Origin of the sequence: Microbacterium flavescens, assembly GCF_018588945.1 — a bacterium.
Classification (GTDB): Bacteria; Actinomycetota; Actinomycetes; order Actinomycetales; family Microbacteriaceae; genus Microbacterium; species Microbacterium flavescens.
The window spans coordinates 23,353-41,086 of record NZ_JAFIWA010000010.1 but is presented as its reverse complement, the minus strand read 5'-3'; the positions used below and the strand labels follow the sequence as shown (position 1 = coordinate 41,086).

The window sequence follows — 17,734 nt, the reverse complement described above, 5'->3', positions numbered from 1 at the left end:
TCGGGGACGGATGCCTCGGCCGGCGCGCTCGCGGAGTCGTCTGCGCCGGACGTCACGGCGCTCGTGGGCTCGGAGCGTTTCGTCTCGCTGCGCCCGCTCGACGACCCGGCGTCGGGTTCGGTCATCCCAGGCTGTACGGCGCGACGACGACGACCTCGACCCGCTGGAACTCCTTGAGGTCGGAGTATCCGGTGGTGGCCATGGACTTGCGCAGCGCGCCGATGAGGTTCGCGGTTCCGTCGGCGACGGGCGCAGGGCCGTACAGGACCTCTTCGAGCGAAGCGACCTGGTCGACCTTCACGCGGCGTCCGCGCGGGAGCTTGGAGTGATGCGCCTCGGGACCCCAGTGGAAGCCCTTGCCCGGGGCATCCGTCGCCCGCGCCAGCGCCACGCCGAGCATGACGGCGTCGGCCCCCATCGCGAGCGCCTTGACGATGTCGCCCGAGGTGCCCACGCCGCCGTCGGCGATCACGTGCACGTAGCGGCCGCCCGACTCGTCGAGGTAGTCGCGGCGCGCACCGGCCACGTCGGCGACGGCGGTCGCCATCGGCGCGTGCAGACCGAGAGTGGCGCGAGTGGTGGATGCCGCGCCCCCGCCGAATCCGACGAGAACGCCCGCTGCGCCCGTACGCATGAGGTGGAGGGCCGCCGTGTAGGTGGCGGCTCCGCCGACGATCACCGGGACGTCGAGGTCGTAGATGAACTTCTTGAGGTTCAGGGGCTGGTCGACGGACGACACGTGCTCCGCCGATACCGTGGTGCCGCGGATCACGAAGAGGTCGACGCCGGCGGCGACGACGGTCTCGTAGAGCTCCTGCGTGCGCTGGGGCGTGAGCGCACCGGCGACGGTGACGCCGGCGGCACGGATCTCGGCGAGGCGATCACGAACGAGCTCGGGCTTGATCGGCTCGGAGTAGACCTCCTGCATGCGCCGCGTCGCCTCGGCCTTCTCGAGCCCGGCGATCTCTGCGAGGAGGGGTGTGGGGTCGTCGTAGCGCGTCCAGAGGCCCTCGAGGTCGAGGACGCCGAGCCCGCCGAGCTGACCGAGCATGATCGCGGTCTGCGGGCTGACGACGGAGTCCATCGGGGCTCCGAGCACCGGGATGTCGAAGCTGAAGGCGTCGATGGTCCACGTGGTCGAGACGTCCTCGGGGTTGCGCGTGCGCCGCGACGGCACGACCGCGATGTCGTCGAACGTGTACGCGCGGCGTGCGCGCTTGGCGCGACCGAGTTCGATGTCCATGCTCACGCTCCCAGCCTACCCGCCGGGGTCGCGCGGCCCCCGCCCTGGTCGTTGAGCGACCCAAGCGAGACGAAACGCGGACGCACCCGGTCGTTGAGCGAGCGAAGCGAGACGAAACGCGGACGCACCCGGTCGTTGAGCGAGCGAAGCGAGACGAAACGCCCCGACCCGAGCGGCCGCCTCAGCGGTCGCGGGCGACGCGGGCCTCGTCCCAGACCGGCCGGTCCGACTCGAACACGTTCCCGTCGGCCCCGAAGACCAGGAACCGGTCGAAGGACTTCGCCAGCCAGCGGTCGTGCGTCACCGCGAGCACGGTGCCCTCGAAGCGCGCGAGGGCGTCCTGAAGCGCCTCCGCCGACACCAGGTCGAGGTTGTCGGTGGGCTCGTCGAGCAGCAGCAGCGTCGCGCCCGACAGCTCGAGCAGCAGGATCTGGAACCGCGCCTGCTGACCTCCCGAGAGGCTGTCGAAGGTCTGCTCGGCTTGACCGACCAGCCCGTAGCGGTCGAGGGCGCTGCTCGCGGCGACCCGGGGCAGTCCGGCGCGGGCATCCTCGCCGCGGTGGAGGATGTCGAGCAGAGTCCGACCGCTGAACTCGGGGTGCCGGTGGGTCTGGGCGAACCATCCCGGCACGACGCGCGCGCCCAGCACCGCGCGCCCGGTGTGATCGACGGACGGCAGGCCCGCTCCGGTCGTCGTCACATGGCCGAGGCGCCCGTCGGGGTCGGTGCCGCCGCGGGCCAGCAGTCGCAGGAAGTGCGACTTGCCCGAGCCGTTGGACCCGAGCACCGCGACCCGGTCCCCGAACCACACCTCGACGTCGAAGGGCTTCATCAGCCCGGTGAGCTCGAGCTGCTCGGCGACCACGGCCCGCCGGCCGGTGCGTGCGCCGCGAAGGCGCAGCACGAGGTCCTGCTCGGGCGGCCGCTCCTGCGGCGGACCGGCTTCCTCGAACTTCCGCAGGCGCGTCTGCGCGGCACGGTAGCGCGACGTGAAGGAGTCGTTCGCCGTCGCCTTCACCTTGAGCGTCGCCACCAGCGCCTTGAGCTTCACGTGCTGCTCGTCCCACCGCCGCCGCAGTTCGTCGAGCCGGGCCATGCGGTCGTCGCGTGCGCGGTGGTACGTGCCGAAGCCGCCGCCGTGCACCCACGCGGTGCTGCCGGCACCACCCGCTTCCAGGGTCACGATGCGGTCGGCCGCGCGCGCGAGCAGCTCCCGGTCGTGGGAGACGAGCAGCACGGTCTTCGCCGTCTCGCGGAGCTTCGCCTCGAGCCATCGCTTCCCCGGCACGTCGAGGTAGTTGTCGGGTTCGTCGAGCAGGAGCACCTGATCGGGTCCGCGCAGCAGCGCCTCGAGCGCGAGCCGCTTCTGCTCGCCGCCCGAGAGCGTCGTGAGCTCACGGAACCGTGCGCGCGAGAAGGGAACGCCGAGGGCCGCGATCGTGCAGGTGTCCCACACCGTCTCGTACTCGTAGCCGCCGGCCTCGGCGTAGTCGGCGAGCGCGCTCGCGTAGCGCATCTGGGTGTCGAGGTCGTCGCGCTCGATGATCGCCGCCTCGGAGTCCTCGAGCTCGCGTGCCGCGCGGCGCACGCGGTCGGGGGCGACGGCGATGAGCAGGTCGTGCACGGTCTGCCCGGGCTCGCCGTGACCCACGAACTGGTCCATGACGCCGAGTCCGCCGTCGATCGAGACCACGCCCGACAGCGGCGGTGTCTCGCCGCGCACGATCCGCAGCAGGGTCGTCTTGCCTGCGCCGTTCTGTCCGATGAGCGCCGTGGTCGACCCCTCGCCGACCCGGAACGAGACCTCGTCGAGCAGAGGCCTGCCGTCGGGCAGCGCGTATGAGACGGCGGCGATGTCGATGTACCCCACGGTGGTTCCCTGTCTGCTCCGCGCGGCATCCTTCGCCGTTCGGGGAGCCGATCAGCTTATAGGACCGCGTCTCGTCGCTGCGCTCCTCGCTCAGCGACCCGAAACGTTCAGGCCGCGGGAGCCGCGTACCGCCCCGACTTGATGGCCCGCTCGCGCGCCTTCGCCGCCTCTTCCTCGCGGTTCTTCGGAGGAACCACGGCGACGAGGTCGTCGAGCAGGTGCTGCGTGATGTGGGCGATCTCGTGCACCGCGCGGTCGAAGGCCTCCTGGTTCGCCTTCGACGGCTTCGTCGTGCCGGCGATCTTGCGGACGTACTGGAGCGCGGCGGCGTGCACCTCTTCCGACGAGGCGGCAGGCTCGAAGTTGTGAAGCGTGTGGATGTTCCGGCACATGGAGCCGACGATACGCCGGGCGGCGGACGGGCGGAATGCCCGTGGTTGACGGATGCCTCGGCCGCGGCATCCGCTCGTCTCAGTCGTCCTCGCCGTGCAGCGCCCTCGTCAGCAGTCCGTCGAAGAGGAACAGCAGGAAGGCGAACGAACCGATGAACGGCGAGAGCACCACGACGATCGCCGCCACGATGACCGCACTCAGCGCACCACGTCCGTAGGCGCGCGCCTGCGCCTCGATCAGATCGGGCAGCATCACCTCACGGCGGCGCACCGCCCACATCCACTGCAGCCAGCCGAAGAGGATCGCGAAGAAGAAGGCGATCGGCATCGCGATCCGACCGGGAAGGTACTCGGAGTACTCGGTGGTCAGGCCCGTCGCGAACGGCACCAGCACGATGAAGAGCAGCCGGAAGTTGTTCAGCCAGACGATCGGGCTGTCGATCCGCGCGATGAACTCGAACTGCTGCACGTGCGTGCGCCACAGCAGGCACAGCAGCAGGAAGCTGAGGACGAAGTTGAAGAAGAGCGGCCACATCTCGGCCAGCGCATCCCACATCTCCCTGTCGGAGCCCACCTCACCGAGGGAATGCGTGGTGAGGTCGAGCACGAGCAGTGTCGCAGCGATGGCGAACACACCGTCGGTGAACGCCTCGAGGCGGGTCGTCGCCTGCGTCGACGCCGGGTGCCGTCGCTGCCGGATCATGGCCACATCGTAACGACGACCGCTTCCGGCGGATACCGCTGGGAGGATGGGGAGATGGCGCACGAGTCCGTCCCCAGCATCCCGTACGTCGTCATCGGCGCCGGTGCGATGGGCCTCGCGACGACATGGCAGCTGGCGAGGTGGGGCCACGCGGTCATCGCCCTCGAGCAGTTCGACCGCGGCCACACCAGGGGCGCCTCGCACGGCGCGACGCGCAACTTCAACAACGCCTACGGCGAGGACCACTACCTCGACCTGCTCGCGGATGCGCGGGCCGGCTGGGATGACCTCGCCCGCGCGACCGGCGAACCGCTGCTGCGCCTGCATGGGCTCGTCACCCACGGTGACGACACTCTCGTCGCGCAGGTTCACGACGCACTCGCGGCACGCGGCGAGCGCGCCCAGGTGCTCTCCGCGGCAGAGGCGACCCGGCGCTGGGCGGGCATGCGGTTCGCGGGCGACGTGCTCCTGACCGAAGACGCGGGCGTGGTGTGGGCCGAGGCCGCTCTCCATGCGCTCGAGACCGCCGCGCGGAGGGAAGGCGCCGACGTGCGCTTCGGCCACGCGGTGGTCGACGTGGCGGAGGACGGCGACGGCGTCACCGTGACGGTCGACGCCCGCGGCGAGCGCTACCGCCTGCGCGCCGACACCCTGATCGTCACCGCCGGGGCGTGGACCACGCGCCTGCTGCCCGCCGGATTCCCGCTGCCGCGTCTGACCGTGACGGAGGAGAGCCCGGCGCACTTCGCACCCTTCCCCGGTTTCGACGCGTGGCCGTCGTTCAACCACTTTCTCGGCGGCTCGGGCGGCTCAGCCGGGCACGCACCACATCCGGGGCAGACCTACGGCATGCCGACGCCCGGCGAGGGGATCAAGGTCGGATTCCACCATGTCGGGCCGGTCGTCGATCCCGACGATCGCCCGTTCCGGCCGGAGCCGGCTCTCGCGCGGGCGCTAGAGGGGTACGTGCGCGAGTGGTTTCCGGGGCTCGACCCCGGCCCGGCGACGCCGATCAGCTGCACCTACACGTCGACCGACTCGGAGGACTTCGTGCTCGACCGGCGCGGCCGCATCGTCGTGGGCGCCGGCTTCTCGGGCCACGGCTTCAAGTTCACACCCGCGGTCGGCGGCGTGCTCGCCCGGCTCGCGCTCGACGACACCGAGCGGGCAGCGGCGCCGTTCCGACTCGATCGCTGAAGACGGAGACGCGTTTCGTCTCGCTTCGCTCGGTCAACGACCCGGGGGTTGGAGCGCGACGCGTTTCGTCTCGCTTCGCTCGCTCAACGACCCGCGGGTTGGAGCGCGACGCGTTTCGTCTCGCTTCGCTCGCTCAACGACCCGGCGGTTGAAGCGCGACGCGTTTCGTCTCGCTTCGCTCGCTCAACGACCCGGGAGACACCGGTCGTTGAGCGAGGAGCGAAGCGACGAGACGAAACGCGACAGGCCGGTCAGCGCTTGTAGTTCGGCGCCTCGACGACGATCTGCACGTCGTGCGGGTGGGACTCCTTGAGCCCTGCCGGGGTGATCCGCACGAACTTGCCCTTGGCCTTCAGCTCCTCGACGGTGCGGGCACCGACGTAGAACATCGACTGACGGAGTCCGCCCACGAGCTGATACGCCACGGCCGAGACCGGACCGCGATAGGCGACCTGGCCTTCGATGCCCTCGGGGATCAGCTTGTCGTCGCTGGGAACGTCGGCCTGGAAGTAGCGGTCCTTCGAGTAGGAGGTCTTCTTGCCGCGGGTCTGCAGCGCGCCGAGCGAGCCCATGCCGCGGTACAGCTTGAACTGCTTGCCGCCCTGGAACACGATCTCTCCCGGCGACTCGTCGGTGCCGGCGAGGAGCGACCCGAGCATGACGGTGTCGGCGCCGGCGACCAGAGCCTTGGCGATGTCACCCGAGTACTGCAGACCGCCGTCGGCGATGATGGGCACACCCGCCTCTCGCGCGGCGAGGGATGCCTCGTAGATCGCGGTGACCTGCGGCACACCCACGCCGGCGACGACGCGCGTGGTGCAGATCGAGCCGGGCCCGACGCCGACCTTCACTGCGTCGACGCCCGCGTCGATGAGCGCCTGTGCGCCCTCTCGAGTGGCGACGTTGCCGCCGATGACGTCGATGTGGTCGAACGAGGCGTCGGCCTTGATGCGCCGGACCATGTCGATGACGCCGGCGGACTGGCCGTTCGCGGTGTCGACGACGATCACGTCGACACCGGCCTCGCGCAGAGCCTCGGCGCGCTCCCATGCGTCGCCGAAGAAGCCGATCGCGGCGCCGACGCGGAGGCGACCCTGCTCGTCCTTGGTGGCCAGCGGGTACTTCTCGCTCTTGTCGAAGTCCTTGATGGTGATGAGGCCCGCGAGGGTGCCGTCGTCCTCGAGCAGGGGCAGCTTCTCGACGCGGTGCTGCGCGAACAGTGCGATGACCTCACCGGCGCTGATGCCGACGCGGCCGGTCACCAGGTTCTCGGTGGTCATGACGTCGCGCACCCGGGTGGTCTGGCGCTCGAAGCCCGAGACGAAGCGCATGTCGCGGTTGGTGACGATGCCGACCAGGCGATTGTCCTCGTCGACGACCGGAAGCCCGGAGATGCGGTACTGGGAGCAGAGCGAGTCGACCTCTTCGATGGTCGCGTCGGGAGTGGTGGTGATCGGGTCGGTGATCATGCCCGACTCGCTGCGCTTCACGCGGTCGACCATCGATGCCTGCTCCTGGATGGAGAGGTTGCGATGGATGATGCCGATCCCGCCCTCGCGTGCGATGGCGATCGCGAGTCGCGCCTCGGTGACCGTGTCCATCGCCGCGGACAGCAGGGGCGTGGCGACCGTGATGCGGCGAGTCACGCGGGACGACGTGTCGGCCTCGCTCGGGATCACGTCGGTGTGCCCTGGCAGAAGCAGGACGTCGTCATAGGTCAGTCCGACGAAACCGAAGGGGTCGTTGTGCTCCATTAATTCTCCTGCGCTCGCGGCGCGTTTCTCAGGTGGTCGACGACGGCCGGTGCGCGGGAACGCTCCGTACTCGATTCTAAGCGCGGGCCGGGGCCTTTTGTTCCCGCGCGACCCGTCCATGGGCGGCGCTCGGACAGCGTGCCGGCGGAGCGCATCCGGGAGCTCGCGTGACAGTAGTGCATTCCGATCCGGTCACGTGTCGGTGGGGGTAACTAGGGGAAACACGGCGGACACATTAGGGTCGTACCGTCGTTCATCACGGCCGATGCGACCCGGGCCTCGGTGTGCATCGTGCTGAACTGGAGGTTCTGTGGGTCCTACGACTGTGGCCACAAGGGGTATCCCCCGTTGGGTCGTCGTCCTCGCCGGCGTGCTGATGGCAGCAGCGATGCTGTTCCTCTCCTCGCCGTCCGGCGCGTTCGCTTCTGCATCTGCACCGGACACCCCTGGGGGTGACCAGGAGCAGACCGAGTTCTACTTCGGCGGAGTCATCACGTTCGACGGCGAGCCCGTCGCCGACGTGGTCATCTCGGTCGACGGTGGCGGGTTCGAAGCCGAGACGATCACCGACGCCGAGGGCAAATGGCGCCTTTACGTACCGGAGAAGGACGAGTACACGCTCGTCGTCGACGAGGACACCCTCCCCGACGGGGTCATCGTCGATCCCGCCCAGCTGCCCGAGGGCATGCAGCCCAACTCGGGCACGACGGCCTCCTTCGACGTGGAGTTCGGCGCGACCGGCACCAAGATCGTGAACCTCTTCCTCGGCGAGGGTGAGCGCTTGACCACGTCGTTCTGGGATCAGTTCTCCGAGCGCCTCATCAGCGGTGTCAACTTCGGCCTGCTGCTGGCCCTCGCGGCCGTCGGCGTCTCGCTCATCTTCGGAACGACCGGCCTGACGAACTTCGCGCACGCCGAGATGCTGACGTTCGGCGCGATCATCGCGCTCGTCTTCGCGAACATGGGCCTGCCGATGTGGCTCGTCATCCCGATCGTGATCGTCTTCGGCGCCGCCTTCGGCTGGGCGCTCGACGCCGGCCTATGGAGACCCCTGCGGCGAAAGGGGCTCGGACTCGTCCAGCTCATGATCGTCAGCATCGGTCTCTCGCTCGCGGTCCGCTACACGTACCAGTTCTTCATCGGCGGAGGCACGTACCAGCTGCCCGGCGCAGGCGCACCGCGCGACATCCGTGTCGGTCCGATCGCCGTCTCCTGGATCGACCTGCTCTCGATGGGCATCTCGATCGTCCTGCTCCTCACCGTCGCGTTCTGGCTGCTGCGCACCCGCATCGGCAAGGCGACGCGCGCGATCTCCGACAACCCCGGCCTCGCCGCGGCCTCCGGCATCAACGTCGACCGCGTCATCCGCATCGTGTGGGTGCTGTCGGCATCGCTCGCCGCGGTCGCCGGCATCCTGTGGGCCTACTTCCGCCCCGGCGTCAAGTGGGACATGGGCGTCCAGGTGCTTCTGCTCATCTTCGCCGCCGTCACCCTGGGTGGCCTGGGCACCGCGTTCGGAGCCCTCATCGGCTCGCTGATCGTCGGAATCCTGGTCGAGCTGTCGACCCTGCTCGGCATCCCGCCGGACATGAAGTACGTCGGCGCGCTGGCGGTCCTGATCATCATTCTCCTGGTGAGGCCACAAGGCCTCCTGGGTCGTAAAGAGAGGCTTGGCTAGGCCATGGATTGGGGACAGATTCTCAACAACACGGCTTACTGGCTGTTCAGCCCCGAGACGATCGCGTACGCCCTCGCGGCGACCGGTCTCGCGGTGCACTTCGGCTACGCGGGCCTGCTCAACTTCGGCATGGCGGGCTTCATGGCGCTCGGCGCCTACGGCTACGCGATCTCGATCCTCACCTTCGGGTGGCCCTGGTGGGTCGGCATCATCGTCGGATGCCTCGCCGCGGTGGTCTTCGCCATCATCCTCGGTATCCCGACCCTGCGTCTGCGCGCCGACTATCTCGCCATCGTGACGATCGCGGCGGCGGAGATCGTGCGCCTCGCCCTCACGACGCAGCTGTTCGACGAGTGGACCAACTCGGCCGACGGCCTGGGCGGCTACCACGCGGGCTTCCGCGCGGCGAACCCCTTCCCGGAGGGCACGTACGGCTTCGGCCCATGGACGTGGACGGCGGATCAGCTCTGGGTGCGCGTCTTCGGCATCATCCTGCTGGCGATCGCCGTCTACCTGGTGTGGGCGCTCATGCGCAGCCCGTGGGGCCGCGTGCTCAAGGGCATCCGCGAGGACGAGGACGCCGTGCGCTCGCTCGGCAAGAACGTCTTCGCCTACAAGATGCAGGCCCTGATCATCGGCGGCATCTTCGGCGCGCTGGGCGGCGTGGTCTTCGCACTCCCGTCTGCCGTGGTCCCCGCGACGTACACCACCTCGCTCACGTTCTTCCTCTGGACGATCCTGCTGCTCGGCGGCGCGGCCACGGTCTTCGGCCCGGTCGTCGGCTCGATCATCTTCTGGGTGATCATGGGCTTCCTCGGGAACGTCCTGCCCGCGCTGGCGAACTCGGGCATCCTGCCCATGTCGTCGGTGCAGGCCGGCACGCTGCGCTTCATCCTCGTCGGTGTCGCGCTCATGCTCATCGTGATCTTCCGCCCACAGGGCATCTTCGGCAACAAGAGGGAGCTGACCTTTGTCAAGTAACAGCACGCCTCCGGAGCCCGTGACGCCGGGCGGCGCGACGCCGCCGGCGACGGGCCCCGCGCCCACCACGGGCGCGGCCACCACCGCAACGGGCAGCATCCGCCGTCCGAAGACGAGCGGGCTCGCGAAGGGCGACAACGTCCCCGGCGTCGCCAAGACCGACCCGATCATGATCATCGACAACGTGACGCGCCGCTTCGGCGGTCTCACCGCCGTCGACGTCGAGCACCTCGAGATCCCTCGTGGGGCGATCACGGCGCTCATCGGCCCCAACGGCGCCGGCAAGACGACGCTGTTCAACCTGCTGTGCGGCTTCGACAAGCCCAACTCGGGCTCGTGGTCGTTCGACGGCACGAACCTGTCGGGCATCCCGTCGTTCAAGGTCGCCCGCATGGGGCAGGTGCGCACCTTCCAGCTGACCAAGGCGCTCTCGCTGCTGACCGTCCTCGAGAACATGAAGCTCGGCGCGACCTCGCAGAAGGGTGAGCGCCTGCTGTCCAGCATCATCCCCGCGATCTGGCGCAAGCAGGACGACGCCAACGAAGAGAAGGCGATGGAGCTGCTCGCACGCTTCAAGCTCGACGCGAAGGCCGACGACTACGCGGCCTCGCTTTCGGGCGGACAGCGCAAGCTGCTCGAGATGGCCCGCGCCCTCATGAGCGACCCGACGCTCGTCATGCTCGACGAGCCCATGGCCGGCGTCAACCCGGCGCTGACCGAGTCGCTGCTCGACCACATCCTCGATCTGAAGGACCTCGGCATGACCGTGCTCTTCGTCGAGCACGACATGCACATGGTCCGGCACATCGCCGACTGGGTCGTCGTCATGGCCGAGGGCCGCGTCGTCGCTGAGGGTCCGCCCGAGACGGTGATGCAGGACTCCGCCGTGATCGACGCCTACCTGGGCAGCCACCAGGACGTCGACCTCGGCGTCGTCACCGGCCGCGTCGCGGGCGAACACAGTGCGGCCGAGGACGAGCTGCTCGAGGAGATCAAGGAGGCCGAGGAGGCCTCGATCGCCGAGGCCGAGGAGGAGAAGAAGTGAGCAAGAGTTCCGCAGCGGGTGCACCCTCGACGACCGGAGCGGGTTCGGTCGAGGCCGCACGCACAGAGCGCGTCGTGGTCGAGGTCACCGACCTGTACGCCGGCTACCTCCCGGGCATCAACATCATCCAGGGCGCGAATCTCATGGCCCGCAAGGGCGAGCTGATCGGCATCATCGGGCCGAACGGCGCCGGAAAGTCGACCCTGCTGAAGGCGATCTTCGGCATGGTGAAGGTCCGCTCCGGTTCGATCACGGTCAACGGCGACGACGTCGTCGGCCTCAACTCGGACAAGCTCGTCACGCGCGGCGTCGGATTCGTGCCGCAGACGAACAACGTCTTCCCGTCGCTCAGCATCGAGGAGAACCTGCAGATGGGCCTGTACCAGGCCCCGAAGCAGTACGCCGAGCGCCTGGAGTTCGTGACGGGCATCTTCGCCGAGCTCGGCAAGCGGCTGAAGCAGCGCGCGGGCTCCCTCTCCGGCGGTGAGCGCCAGATGGTGGCGATGTCGCGTGCGCTCATGATGGACCCGGCGGTGCTGCTCCTCGACGAGCCGTCGGCCGGTCTCTCGCCGGTCCGGCAGGACGATGCCTTCATCCGCGTCTCCGACATCAACAAGGCCGGCGTGACCACGATCATGGTCGAGCAGAACGCCCGACGCTGCCTGCAGATCTGCGACCGCGGCTACGTGCTCGACCAGGGCCGCGACGCGTACCACGGCAGCGGCCGTGACCTGCTGAACGACCCCAAGGTCATCGGCCTGTACCTCGGCACCCTCGGGACCGACGCGGCCTGACCGTATACATAAAGAGGAGAGCGGATGCTGCGGCATCCGCTCTCCTCTTTTGTGCTGTTCGCGTCCCGGCGCTGCCGCACGGGCCTCACCGGCGGCACGGGAAAGGGCCCCGGATCGCTCCGGGGCCCTCTCACGTGATGGGTTCGACTCAGCCGATGCGCTCGAAGTTGTTGTCAGCGCCGTACTGGAAGACGCCGACCGTGGCTTCGGTCGGGTCGCCGTTCTCGTCGAAGGTGATCGGACCGGAGAAGCCGTCGTAGTCCGCCGTGCCGCCACCGAGGATGATCGCGGCGCAGTCGGCGTAGTTGTCGCACTTCTCGCCCTCGCCCGAACCACCCGAGACCTCCTGGAGCGCTCCGGCGATCTCAGCCGGCTCCGTGGAGTTGGCCGCAAGCGACGCGAGCGCGAGCAGGACGACCGCGTCGTACGACTCGTTGGCGTACGAGAAGTCGGTCAGGTCGCTGTTGCCCTCGCCCGTCCACCACTCGTTGAGGCGGTCCTGGAAGGAGGTGTCGGCCTCGAGCGGGCCGGCGGGCGTGGTGCCCTTCGCGCCTTCCATGCTCACGTCGGCGGGCCAGTTCGAGTCGGCGCCGAAGTTCTTCAGGTTTCCGTCGACCAGGTACAGCTGCTCGGCGGGGTAGCCCGCGGACAGCAGCGCCGGGCCGATGGTGAAGATCTCGTCGAACGTGATCAGCACGATGGCGTCGGGGTTCGAGGCCATCAGCGCGCTGATCTGCGCGTCGAACGACGTGTCACCGGTGTTGTAGGACTGCTCCTCGACGATGGTGCCGCCGGCGCCCGTGAACGTCTCCTGGAAGACCGCGTTCAGGCCCGTGCCGTACGAGTCGTTGAGGTAGAGGACTGCGACGTTCTCGTGGCCGTCTTCGGCCACGACGTTGCCGAGCACCTCGCCCTGGAGCGTGTCGGACGGAGCCGTACGCCAGTAGAGGCCGTCGTCGTCCCACGACGTGAAGTCGAGCGACGTGTTCGCCGGGGAGAAGACGATCATGCCCGAGGCGACGGCGTCGTCGAGGAACAGCTTCGTCACGCCCGACGAGGCGGCGCCGATCGCGGCGGAGACTCCCTCGGAGATGAGGGTCTGGATGGTGGTCGCGTACGCCTTGTTGTCGGTGTCGCCGGAGTCACCCCAGACGATGTCGTCGATGGTGAGGCCCGTGTCGCCGGACGCCTCGTTGACGTCGGCGGCGGCGAGACCGACACCGGCCTCCTCGGGCGGGCCGAGGAACGACAGGTTGCCCGTCTGGGGCAGGATCGTGCCGATCTTGAGGGTGAGGTCGCGCTCCTCGGTGGGAGGGGCGCTGGTCTCTCCTCCTCCGGTTCCGCCACCGGCGCAGCCGGCGAGGACGAGGGCGCTGGCGCCGGCGAGCGCAGCGACGCCCAGGAGGGCGGACTTGCGCGAGCGGGTGAAGACGCTCATGTTGCTCCTTGCTGTGGATGAACATCGGGAACGGCTCGGGGGCCGACCCAGTGTCCCTAACCTAACCATCCGAAGCGCTCCGCAATGTTGCCATTCGTTAACGATGTGTAACGCATCAGCGGCGACCCCGGTGCCTGGCCGCCGATCCGGGATGTGAGCGAGAACCCTCCAACGCGTCCGTGATACCCCTGGCCGGTATATGATGGAGTCCTATGTACCCCTCCCGGGTATCCTTCCCCACCTCCGCGAAAGGCGACCACCCATGACTCAGACGACCGCATACACGGTGACCGGCATGACGTGCGGCCACTGCGAGGCCGCAGTGCGCGGCGAGGTCTCGAAGATCGCCGGCGTCGAGACAATCGCGGTCGACGCGGCCTCCGGCACGCTGGTCGTCGGGTCCATCGCCCCGCTGTCCGACGACGACGTGTTCGCCGCCGTCGACGAGGCCGGCTACGAGGCGGCGCGCGCCTGATGACCTCCACGCCCGCCGCGGGCGCGCGCATCGAGCTCGAGATCGGCGGCATGACGTGCGCGTCCTGCGCCAACCGCATCGAGAAGCGGCTGAACCGCATCGACGGGGTCGAGGCATCCGTCAACTATGCGACCGAGAAGGCGACCGTGCACGGCCCGCTCACGCTCGACCCGCAGACGCTCATCGACGAGGTCGAGAAGACCGGGTACACGGCCGTGCTCCCGGCCTCGCCGGCGTCCGCCGGCGACGACGACGAGCACGACCGGCCCGACGCCGAGCTGACCGGCCTCCGGCAGCGCCTCGTCGGGTCGATCGTGCTCGCGGTGCCGGTCATCCTGCTCGCGATGATCCCGGTCCTGCAGTTCACGTACTGGCAGTGGGCGTCGCTCGCCCTCGCCGCCCCGGTCGTCGTGTGGGGCGCCTGGCCGTTCCACCGCGCGGCGTGGGTCAACCTGCGCCACGGCGCCGCGACGATGGACACCCTCATCTCGCTCGGCGTGTCCGCCGCGTTCGCGTGGTCGCTCTACGCGCTGTTCCTCGGCGGAGCCGGCATGCCCGGCATGACGCATGCGTTCGAGTGGACGGTCCGCCCGGGTGACGGCACGGCGAACATCTACCTCGAGGTCGCGGCGGGCGTCACGATGTTCGTACTCGCCGGGCGCTACTTCGAGGTGCGCTCCAAGCGGCGGGCAGGGGCAGCACTCCGCGCCCTGCTCGAGATGGGCGCGAAGGATGTCGCCGCCCTCCGCCCAGGCCCCGGTGGCGCGGTCGCCGAAGTGCGCATCCCGATCGCCGACCTCCGGGTGGGCGAGGAGTTCGTCGTGCGCCCGGGCGAGAAGATCGCCACCGACGGCGTGGTCGTCTCGGGAACCTCCGCGGTCGATGCGTCGATGGTGACCGGCGAGTCCGTACCGGTCGAGGTCGGGCCGGCAGACGCCGTCACCGGAGCCACCGTGAACGCCGGAGGTCGCCTGGTCGTCCGCGCGACGCGCGTGGGCGACGACACCCAGCTCGCCCAGATGGCGCGACTGGTCGAGCAGGCGCAGTCCGGCAAGGCCGAGGTGCAGCGCCTCGCCGATCGCCTCTCGGGCATCTTCGTGCCGATCGTGCTGCTGATCGCGATCGCGACGCTCGTCACCTGGCTGGCGCTCGGCAACGACGCCGCCATGGCCTTCAGCGCCGCCGTCGCGGTGCTGATCATCGCGTGCCCGTGTGCGCTCGGTCTGGCCACACCGACGGCCCTGCTCGTCGGCACCGGGCGCGGCGCCCAGCTCGGCATCCTCATCAAGGGTCCCGAGGTGCTGGAGTCGACCCGGAGGGTCGACACCGTCGTGCTCGACAAGACCGGCACGGTCACCCGGGGCCGCATGGCCCTGGTCGACGTGACGGCGGCGGCGGGCACCGACCGCACCGAGCTCCTGCGGGTGGCCGGTGCGCTCGAAGACGCGTCCGAGCATCCGATCGCCCACGCGATCGCCCGGGGCGCACGCGACGAGGCGGGCGAGCTGCCGTCGGTCGATTCGTTCCAGAACGTCGCCGGCAAGGGCGTGACCGGCGTCGTCGACGGCCGCGCGGTCATCGTCGGACGCGAGTCCCTGCTCATCGACTGGGCGCTGAGCCTGCCCCCAGAGCTCGCCGCGGCGAAGCGCGCGGCCGAGGCGTCCGGGCGCTCCGCGGTGCTCGTGGCGTGGGACGGCGAGGCCCGCGGCGTGCTCGTCGTCGCCGATCAGGTGAAGCCGACGAGCCGCGAGGCCGTGGCCCAGCTGCGGGCGCTCGGCCTGCGGACGGTGCTGCTCACCGGCGACAACGCCGCCGTTGCGCGCGCCGTCGCCGACGAGGTCGGCATCGACCAGGTCATCGCCGAGGTGCTGCCACAGGACAAGGTGGCCGTCGTCACGCAGCTGCAGAACGAGGGGCGCGTGGTCGCGATGGTCGGCGACGGCGTCAACGACGCCGCGGCACTCGCGCAGGCAGACCTCGGTCTCGCCATGGGCACGGGGACGGATGCCGCGATCGAGGCCTCCGACATCACCCTGGTGCGCGGCGACCTGCGCAGCGCGGCAGACGCGATCCGCCTCTCCCGGGCGACCCTCGGCACGATCAAGGTCAACCTGTTCTGGGCCTTCGCCTACAACGTGGCGGCCATCCCGCTCGCCGCTCTCGGACTCCTCAACCCGATGATCGCCGGCGGGGCGATGGCGCTGTCGAGCGTCTTCGTGGTCGGCAACAGCCTGCGGCTGCGGACGTTCCGCAGCCGCGCGGGTGCCGCCGCGGCATCCGCTTCCCTCGATTCCCCCGCCACGCACCCGGAGGTGCCCAGTGACCACCACGCCTGACCTGACCGCCGCCGTCGTCGCGGAGTCCGACCACTCCCACCACGGCTACATCACCGACAAGGACAAGTACCTCAACCGCCTTCGGCGCATCGAGGGCCAGGCCCGCGGCATCCACAAGATGGTCGAAGACGAGAAGTACTGCATCGACATCCTCACCCAGATCAGCGCGCTCACGAGCGCGCTGGAGGCCGTCGCGGTCGGACTGCTCGACGACCACCTGCGTCACTGCGTCGTGGATGCCGCGCGTCTGGGCGGCGCCGAGGCCGACGCCAAGATCACCGAGGCGACTCAGGCGATCGCCCGCCTCGTTCGCTGACGCCGTTCAGGACGCGCGCGTCCGGCGGGCGTGAACGATCGAATCCACGGTCAGGATGGTCAGCGCCACCCAGACCAGGCCGAAGCCGATCCAGCGCTCGAACGGCATCGGCTCCTGAAGGATCCACGCGCCGGTGATGAACTGCAGGATCGGCGCGATGAACTGCAGCAGGCCGATCACGGTGAGCGACGCGCGCCTGGCGCCGGCGGCGAAGAACAGCAGGGGCACGGCGGTGACCACGCCGACGAGGCTCAGCCACAGGGCGTGCAGCCCTCCCGACGTGCCCATGGTGATGCCGGTGGTGGCGTTCACGACGATCAGGATCACTCCCGCGACCGGAATGAGCCACATCGACTCGAGGGTGAGCCCGCTCACCGCGTCGACGACAGGCCCCACGCGCTTCTTCACCAGGCCGTACACGCTGAAGCTCGCCGCGAGCGTGAGGGCGATCCACGGGAAGGACCCGTACCCGACGATGATGACGAGCACCGCCAGGGCGGCGATGCCGATCGCGATCCACTGCGTCAGACGCAGGCGCTCGCGCAGCACCAGCACGGCCAGCAGCACGGTCGCGATCGGGTTGATGAAGTAGCCGAGGCTGGTCTCGATCACGTGGCCGGTGAGCGCACCGATGATGAAGACCTGCCAGTTGATGTAGATGAGTCCGCCGGCGAGGGCGGTCAGTCCGAGGATGCGCGGCTGCCGGAAGATCGCACCCAGGCGCGACCACGTGCGGGTGACGGCGAGCAGCAGCACGCAGAAGACGAGCGAGAGCAGGATGCGCCACGCCACGAGCTCCCACGGACCGGTCGGTGCGAGCAGCAGGAAGTAGAGCGGCAGGAACCCCCACAGCAGATAGGCCGCGAACGCGTAGATGCCGCCGAGTGTGTGCTGGCGCGCCAGTTCGGCGCCCTGCGCGGACTGCTTCACGACAGAGATGCCCGCGGTCGTGGTGGCGGCGGTGCCGAGGTCGGTGGCGCTGTCGGGTGCGGGAGTGGGGGTCGACTCGTCGCGGTTCACCTGTCCACCCTAGACGCGACGAGAGGGCCGGATGCCGAAGCATCCGACCCTCTCAGTACGCGGTGTACGCGATCTCAGCGGACGACGACCGCCAGGACGTCGCGAGCCGACAGGACGAGGAACTCGTCCGCACCGAACTTGACCTCGGTTCCGCCGTACTTGCTGTAGAGCACGCGGTCGCCGACGGCGACGTCGAGCGGGACGCGGTTGCCGTTGTCGTCGATGCGGCCGGGGCCGACGGCGACGACTTCACCCTCCTGGGGCTTCTCCTTGGCGGTGTCGGGGATGACGAGGCCACTCGCGGTGGTCTGCTCGGCCTCGACCTGCTTGATGACGATGCGGTCCTCGAGCGGCTTGATGGAAACCGACACGGTCTACCTCTTCTTTCCTTGAGACTGAAGACTCGTTAGCACCCGCATGCTGAGAGTGCTAACGACAAGTCTAGGGATGCGCTGGCACTCTCGCAACGTGAGTGCCAGCCGCGTGACGTCG

General features: G+C 69.3%; 16 protein-coding genes. 8 read left to right on the top strand and 8 right to left on the bottom strand.

Going from position 1 to position 17,734, the window contains the following annotated elements:
• Positions 1 to 121 precede the first annotated feature (121 nt).
• The 4 genes from JX005_RS15320 to JX005_RS15305 form a co-directional block, all read right to left on the bottom strand.
• Positions 122 to 1,243, bottom strand: coding sequence for a GuaB3 family IMP dehydrogenase-related protein (locus JX005_RS15320; RefSeq protein WP_214468471.1), 1,122 nt, complete (start codon positions 1,241 to 1,243; stop codon positions 122 to 124).
• A gap of 181 nt (positions 1,244 to 1,424) precedes the next feature.
• Complete coding sequence (locus JX005_RS15315) at positions 1,425 to 3,113, bottom strand: ABC-F family ATP-binding cassette domain-containing protein (RefSeq protein ID WP_214468455.1); 1,689 nt, start codon at positions 3,111 to 3,113, stop codon at positions 1,425 to 1,427.
• 107 nt (positions 3,114 to 3,220) lie between these two features.
• Positions 3,221 to 3,505 (bottom strand): DUF2277 domain-containing protein, encoded by a 285-nt coding sequence (locus tag JX005_RS15310; protein WP_214468454.1) that lies wholly within the window; start codon positions 3,503 to 3,505, stop codon positions 3,221 to 3,223.
• A 79-nt stretch (positions 3,506 to 3,584) separates the two neighbouring features.
• Entirely contained in the window at positions 3,585 to 4,208 is a 624-nt protein-coding gene (locus JX005_RS15305) for a TMEM175 family protein (protein ID WP_214468453.1), read from the bottom strand.
• A gap of 54 nt (positions 4,209 to 4,262) precedes the next feature.
• On the opposite strand from JX005_RS15305, the gene JX005_RS15300 reads away from it, so the two are divergent.
• The gene (locus JX005_RS15300; RefSeq protein WP_214468452.1) at positions 4,263 to 5,405 is read left to right on the top strand and encodes an FAD-dependent oxidoreductase; all 1,143 of its coding nucleotides are present in this window, start codon (positions 4,263 to 4,265) and stop codon (positions 5,403 to 5,405) included.
• A 251-nt stretch (positions 5,406 to 5,656) separates the two neighbouring features.
• On the opposite strand, the gene guaB is transcribed toward JX005_RS15300, so the two are convergent.
• Positions 5,657 to 7,159, bottom strand: coding sequence for an IMP dehydrogenase (gene guaB / locus JX005_RS15295; RefSeq protein ID WP_214468451.1), 1,503 nt, complete (start codon positions 7,157 to 7,159; stop codon positions 5,657 to 5,659).
• A gap of 376 nt (positions 7,160 to 7,535) precedes the next feature.
• On the opposite strand from guaB, the gene JX005_RS15290 reads away from it, so the two are divergent.
• From JX005_RS15290 to JX005_RS15275, 4 genes are all read left to right on the top strand, one after another.
• Complete coding sequence (locus JX005_RS15290; protein WP_246534068.1) at positions 7,536 to 8,837, top strand: branched-chain amino acid ABC transporter permease; 1,302 nt, start codon at positions 7,536 to 7,538, stop codon at positions 8,835 to 8,837.
• 3 nt (positions 8,838 to 8,840) lie between these two features.
• Positions 8,841 to 9,818, top strand: a complete 978-nt coding sequence (locus JX005_RS15285) for a branched-chain amino acid ABC transporter permease (RefSeq protein WP_214468450.1) — start codon at positions 8,841 to 8,843, stop codon at positions 9,816 to 9,818.
• Positions 9,808 to 10,863, top strand: coding sequence for an ABC transporter ATP-binding protein (locus JX005_RS15280; RefSeq protein ID WP_214468449.1), 1,056 nt, complete (start codon positions 9,808 to 9,810; stop codon positions 10,861 to 10,863). The genes JX005_RS15285 and JX005_RS15280 overlap by 11 nt, the downstream gene beginning before the upstream one ends.
• 74 nt (positions 10,864 to 10,937) lie before the next feature.
• Positions 10,938 to 11,657 carry an ABC transporter ATP-binding protein gene (locus JX005_RS15275; protein ID WP_307858615.1) on the top strand — a complete coding sequence of 240 codons (720 nt, stop codon included), beginning with the start codon at positions 10,938 to 10,940 and terminating at the stop codon, positions 11,655 to 11,657.
• Positions 11,658 to 11,805: 148 nt separating this feature from the next.
• On the opposite strand, the gene JX005_RS15270 is transcribed toward JX005_RS15275, so the two are convergent.
• Positions 11,806 to 13,095: an ABC transporter substrate-binding protein gene (locus JX005_RS15270; protein WP_214468447.1), complete on the bottom strand. Its 1,290-nt coding sequence runs from the start codon at positions 13,093 to 13,095 to the stop codon at positions 11,806 to 11,808.
• Positions 13,096 to 13,357: 262 nt separating this feature from the next.
• On the opposite strand from JX005_RS15270, the gene JX005_RS15265 reads away from it, so the two are divergent.
• The 3 genes from JX005_RS15265 to JX005_RS15255 are packed head-to-tail and all read left to right on the top strand — an operon-like array spanning position 13,358 to position 16,222.
• Positions 13,358 to 13,570 carry a heavy-metal-associated domain-containing protein gene (locus tag JX005_RS15265; RefSeq protein ID WP_214468446.1) on the top strand — a complete coding sequence of 71 codons (213 nt, stop codon included), beginning with the start codon at positions 13,358 to 13,360 and terminating at the stop codon, positions 13,568 to 13,570.
• Positions 13,570 to 15,906: a heavy metal translocating P-type ATPase gene (locus JX005_RS15260; RefSeq protein ID WP_214468445.1), complete on the top strand. Its 2,337-nt coding sequence runs from the start codon at positions 13,570 to 13,572 to the stop codon at positions 15,904 to 15,906. The genes JX005_RS15265 and JX005_RS15260 overlap by 1 nt, the downstream gene beginning before the upstream one ends.
• Complete coding sequence (locus tag JX005_RS15255; RefSeq protein ID WP_307858614.1) at positions 15,890 to 16,222, top strand: metal-sensitive transcriptional regulator; 333 nt, start codon at positions 15,890 to 15,892, stop codon at positions 16,220 to 16,222. Before JX005_RS15260 ends, JX005_RS15255 begins: the two co-directional genes overlap by 17 nt.
• A 6-nt stretch (positions 16,223 to 16,228) precedes the next feature.
• Here JX005_RS15255 and rarD read toward each other — a convergent pair whose 3' ends face one another.
• Both rarD and groES read right to left on the bottom strand, forming a co-directional pair.
• A complete protein-coding gene (gene rarD / locus JX005_RS15250) occupies positions 16,229 to 17,152 on the bottom strand; it encodes an EamA family transporter RarD (RefSeq protein ID WP_214468468.1) in 924 nt (307 codons plus the stop codon).
• A gap of 164 nt (positions 17,153 to 17,316) precedes the next feature.
• Complete coding sequence (groES, locus tag JX005_RS15245; protein ID WP_017203655.1) at positions 17,317 to 17,613, bottom strand: co-chaperone GroES; 297 nt, start codon at positions 17,611 to 17,613, stop codon at positions 17,317 to 17,319.
• Positions 17,614 to 17,734 lie beyond the last annotated feature (121 nt).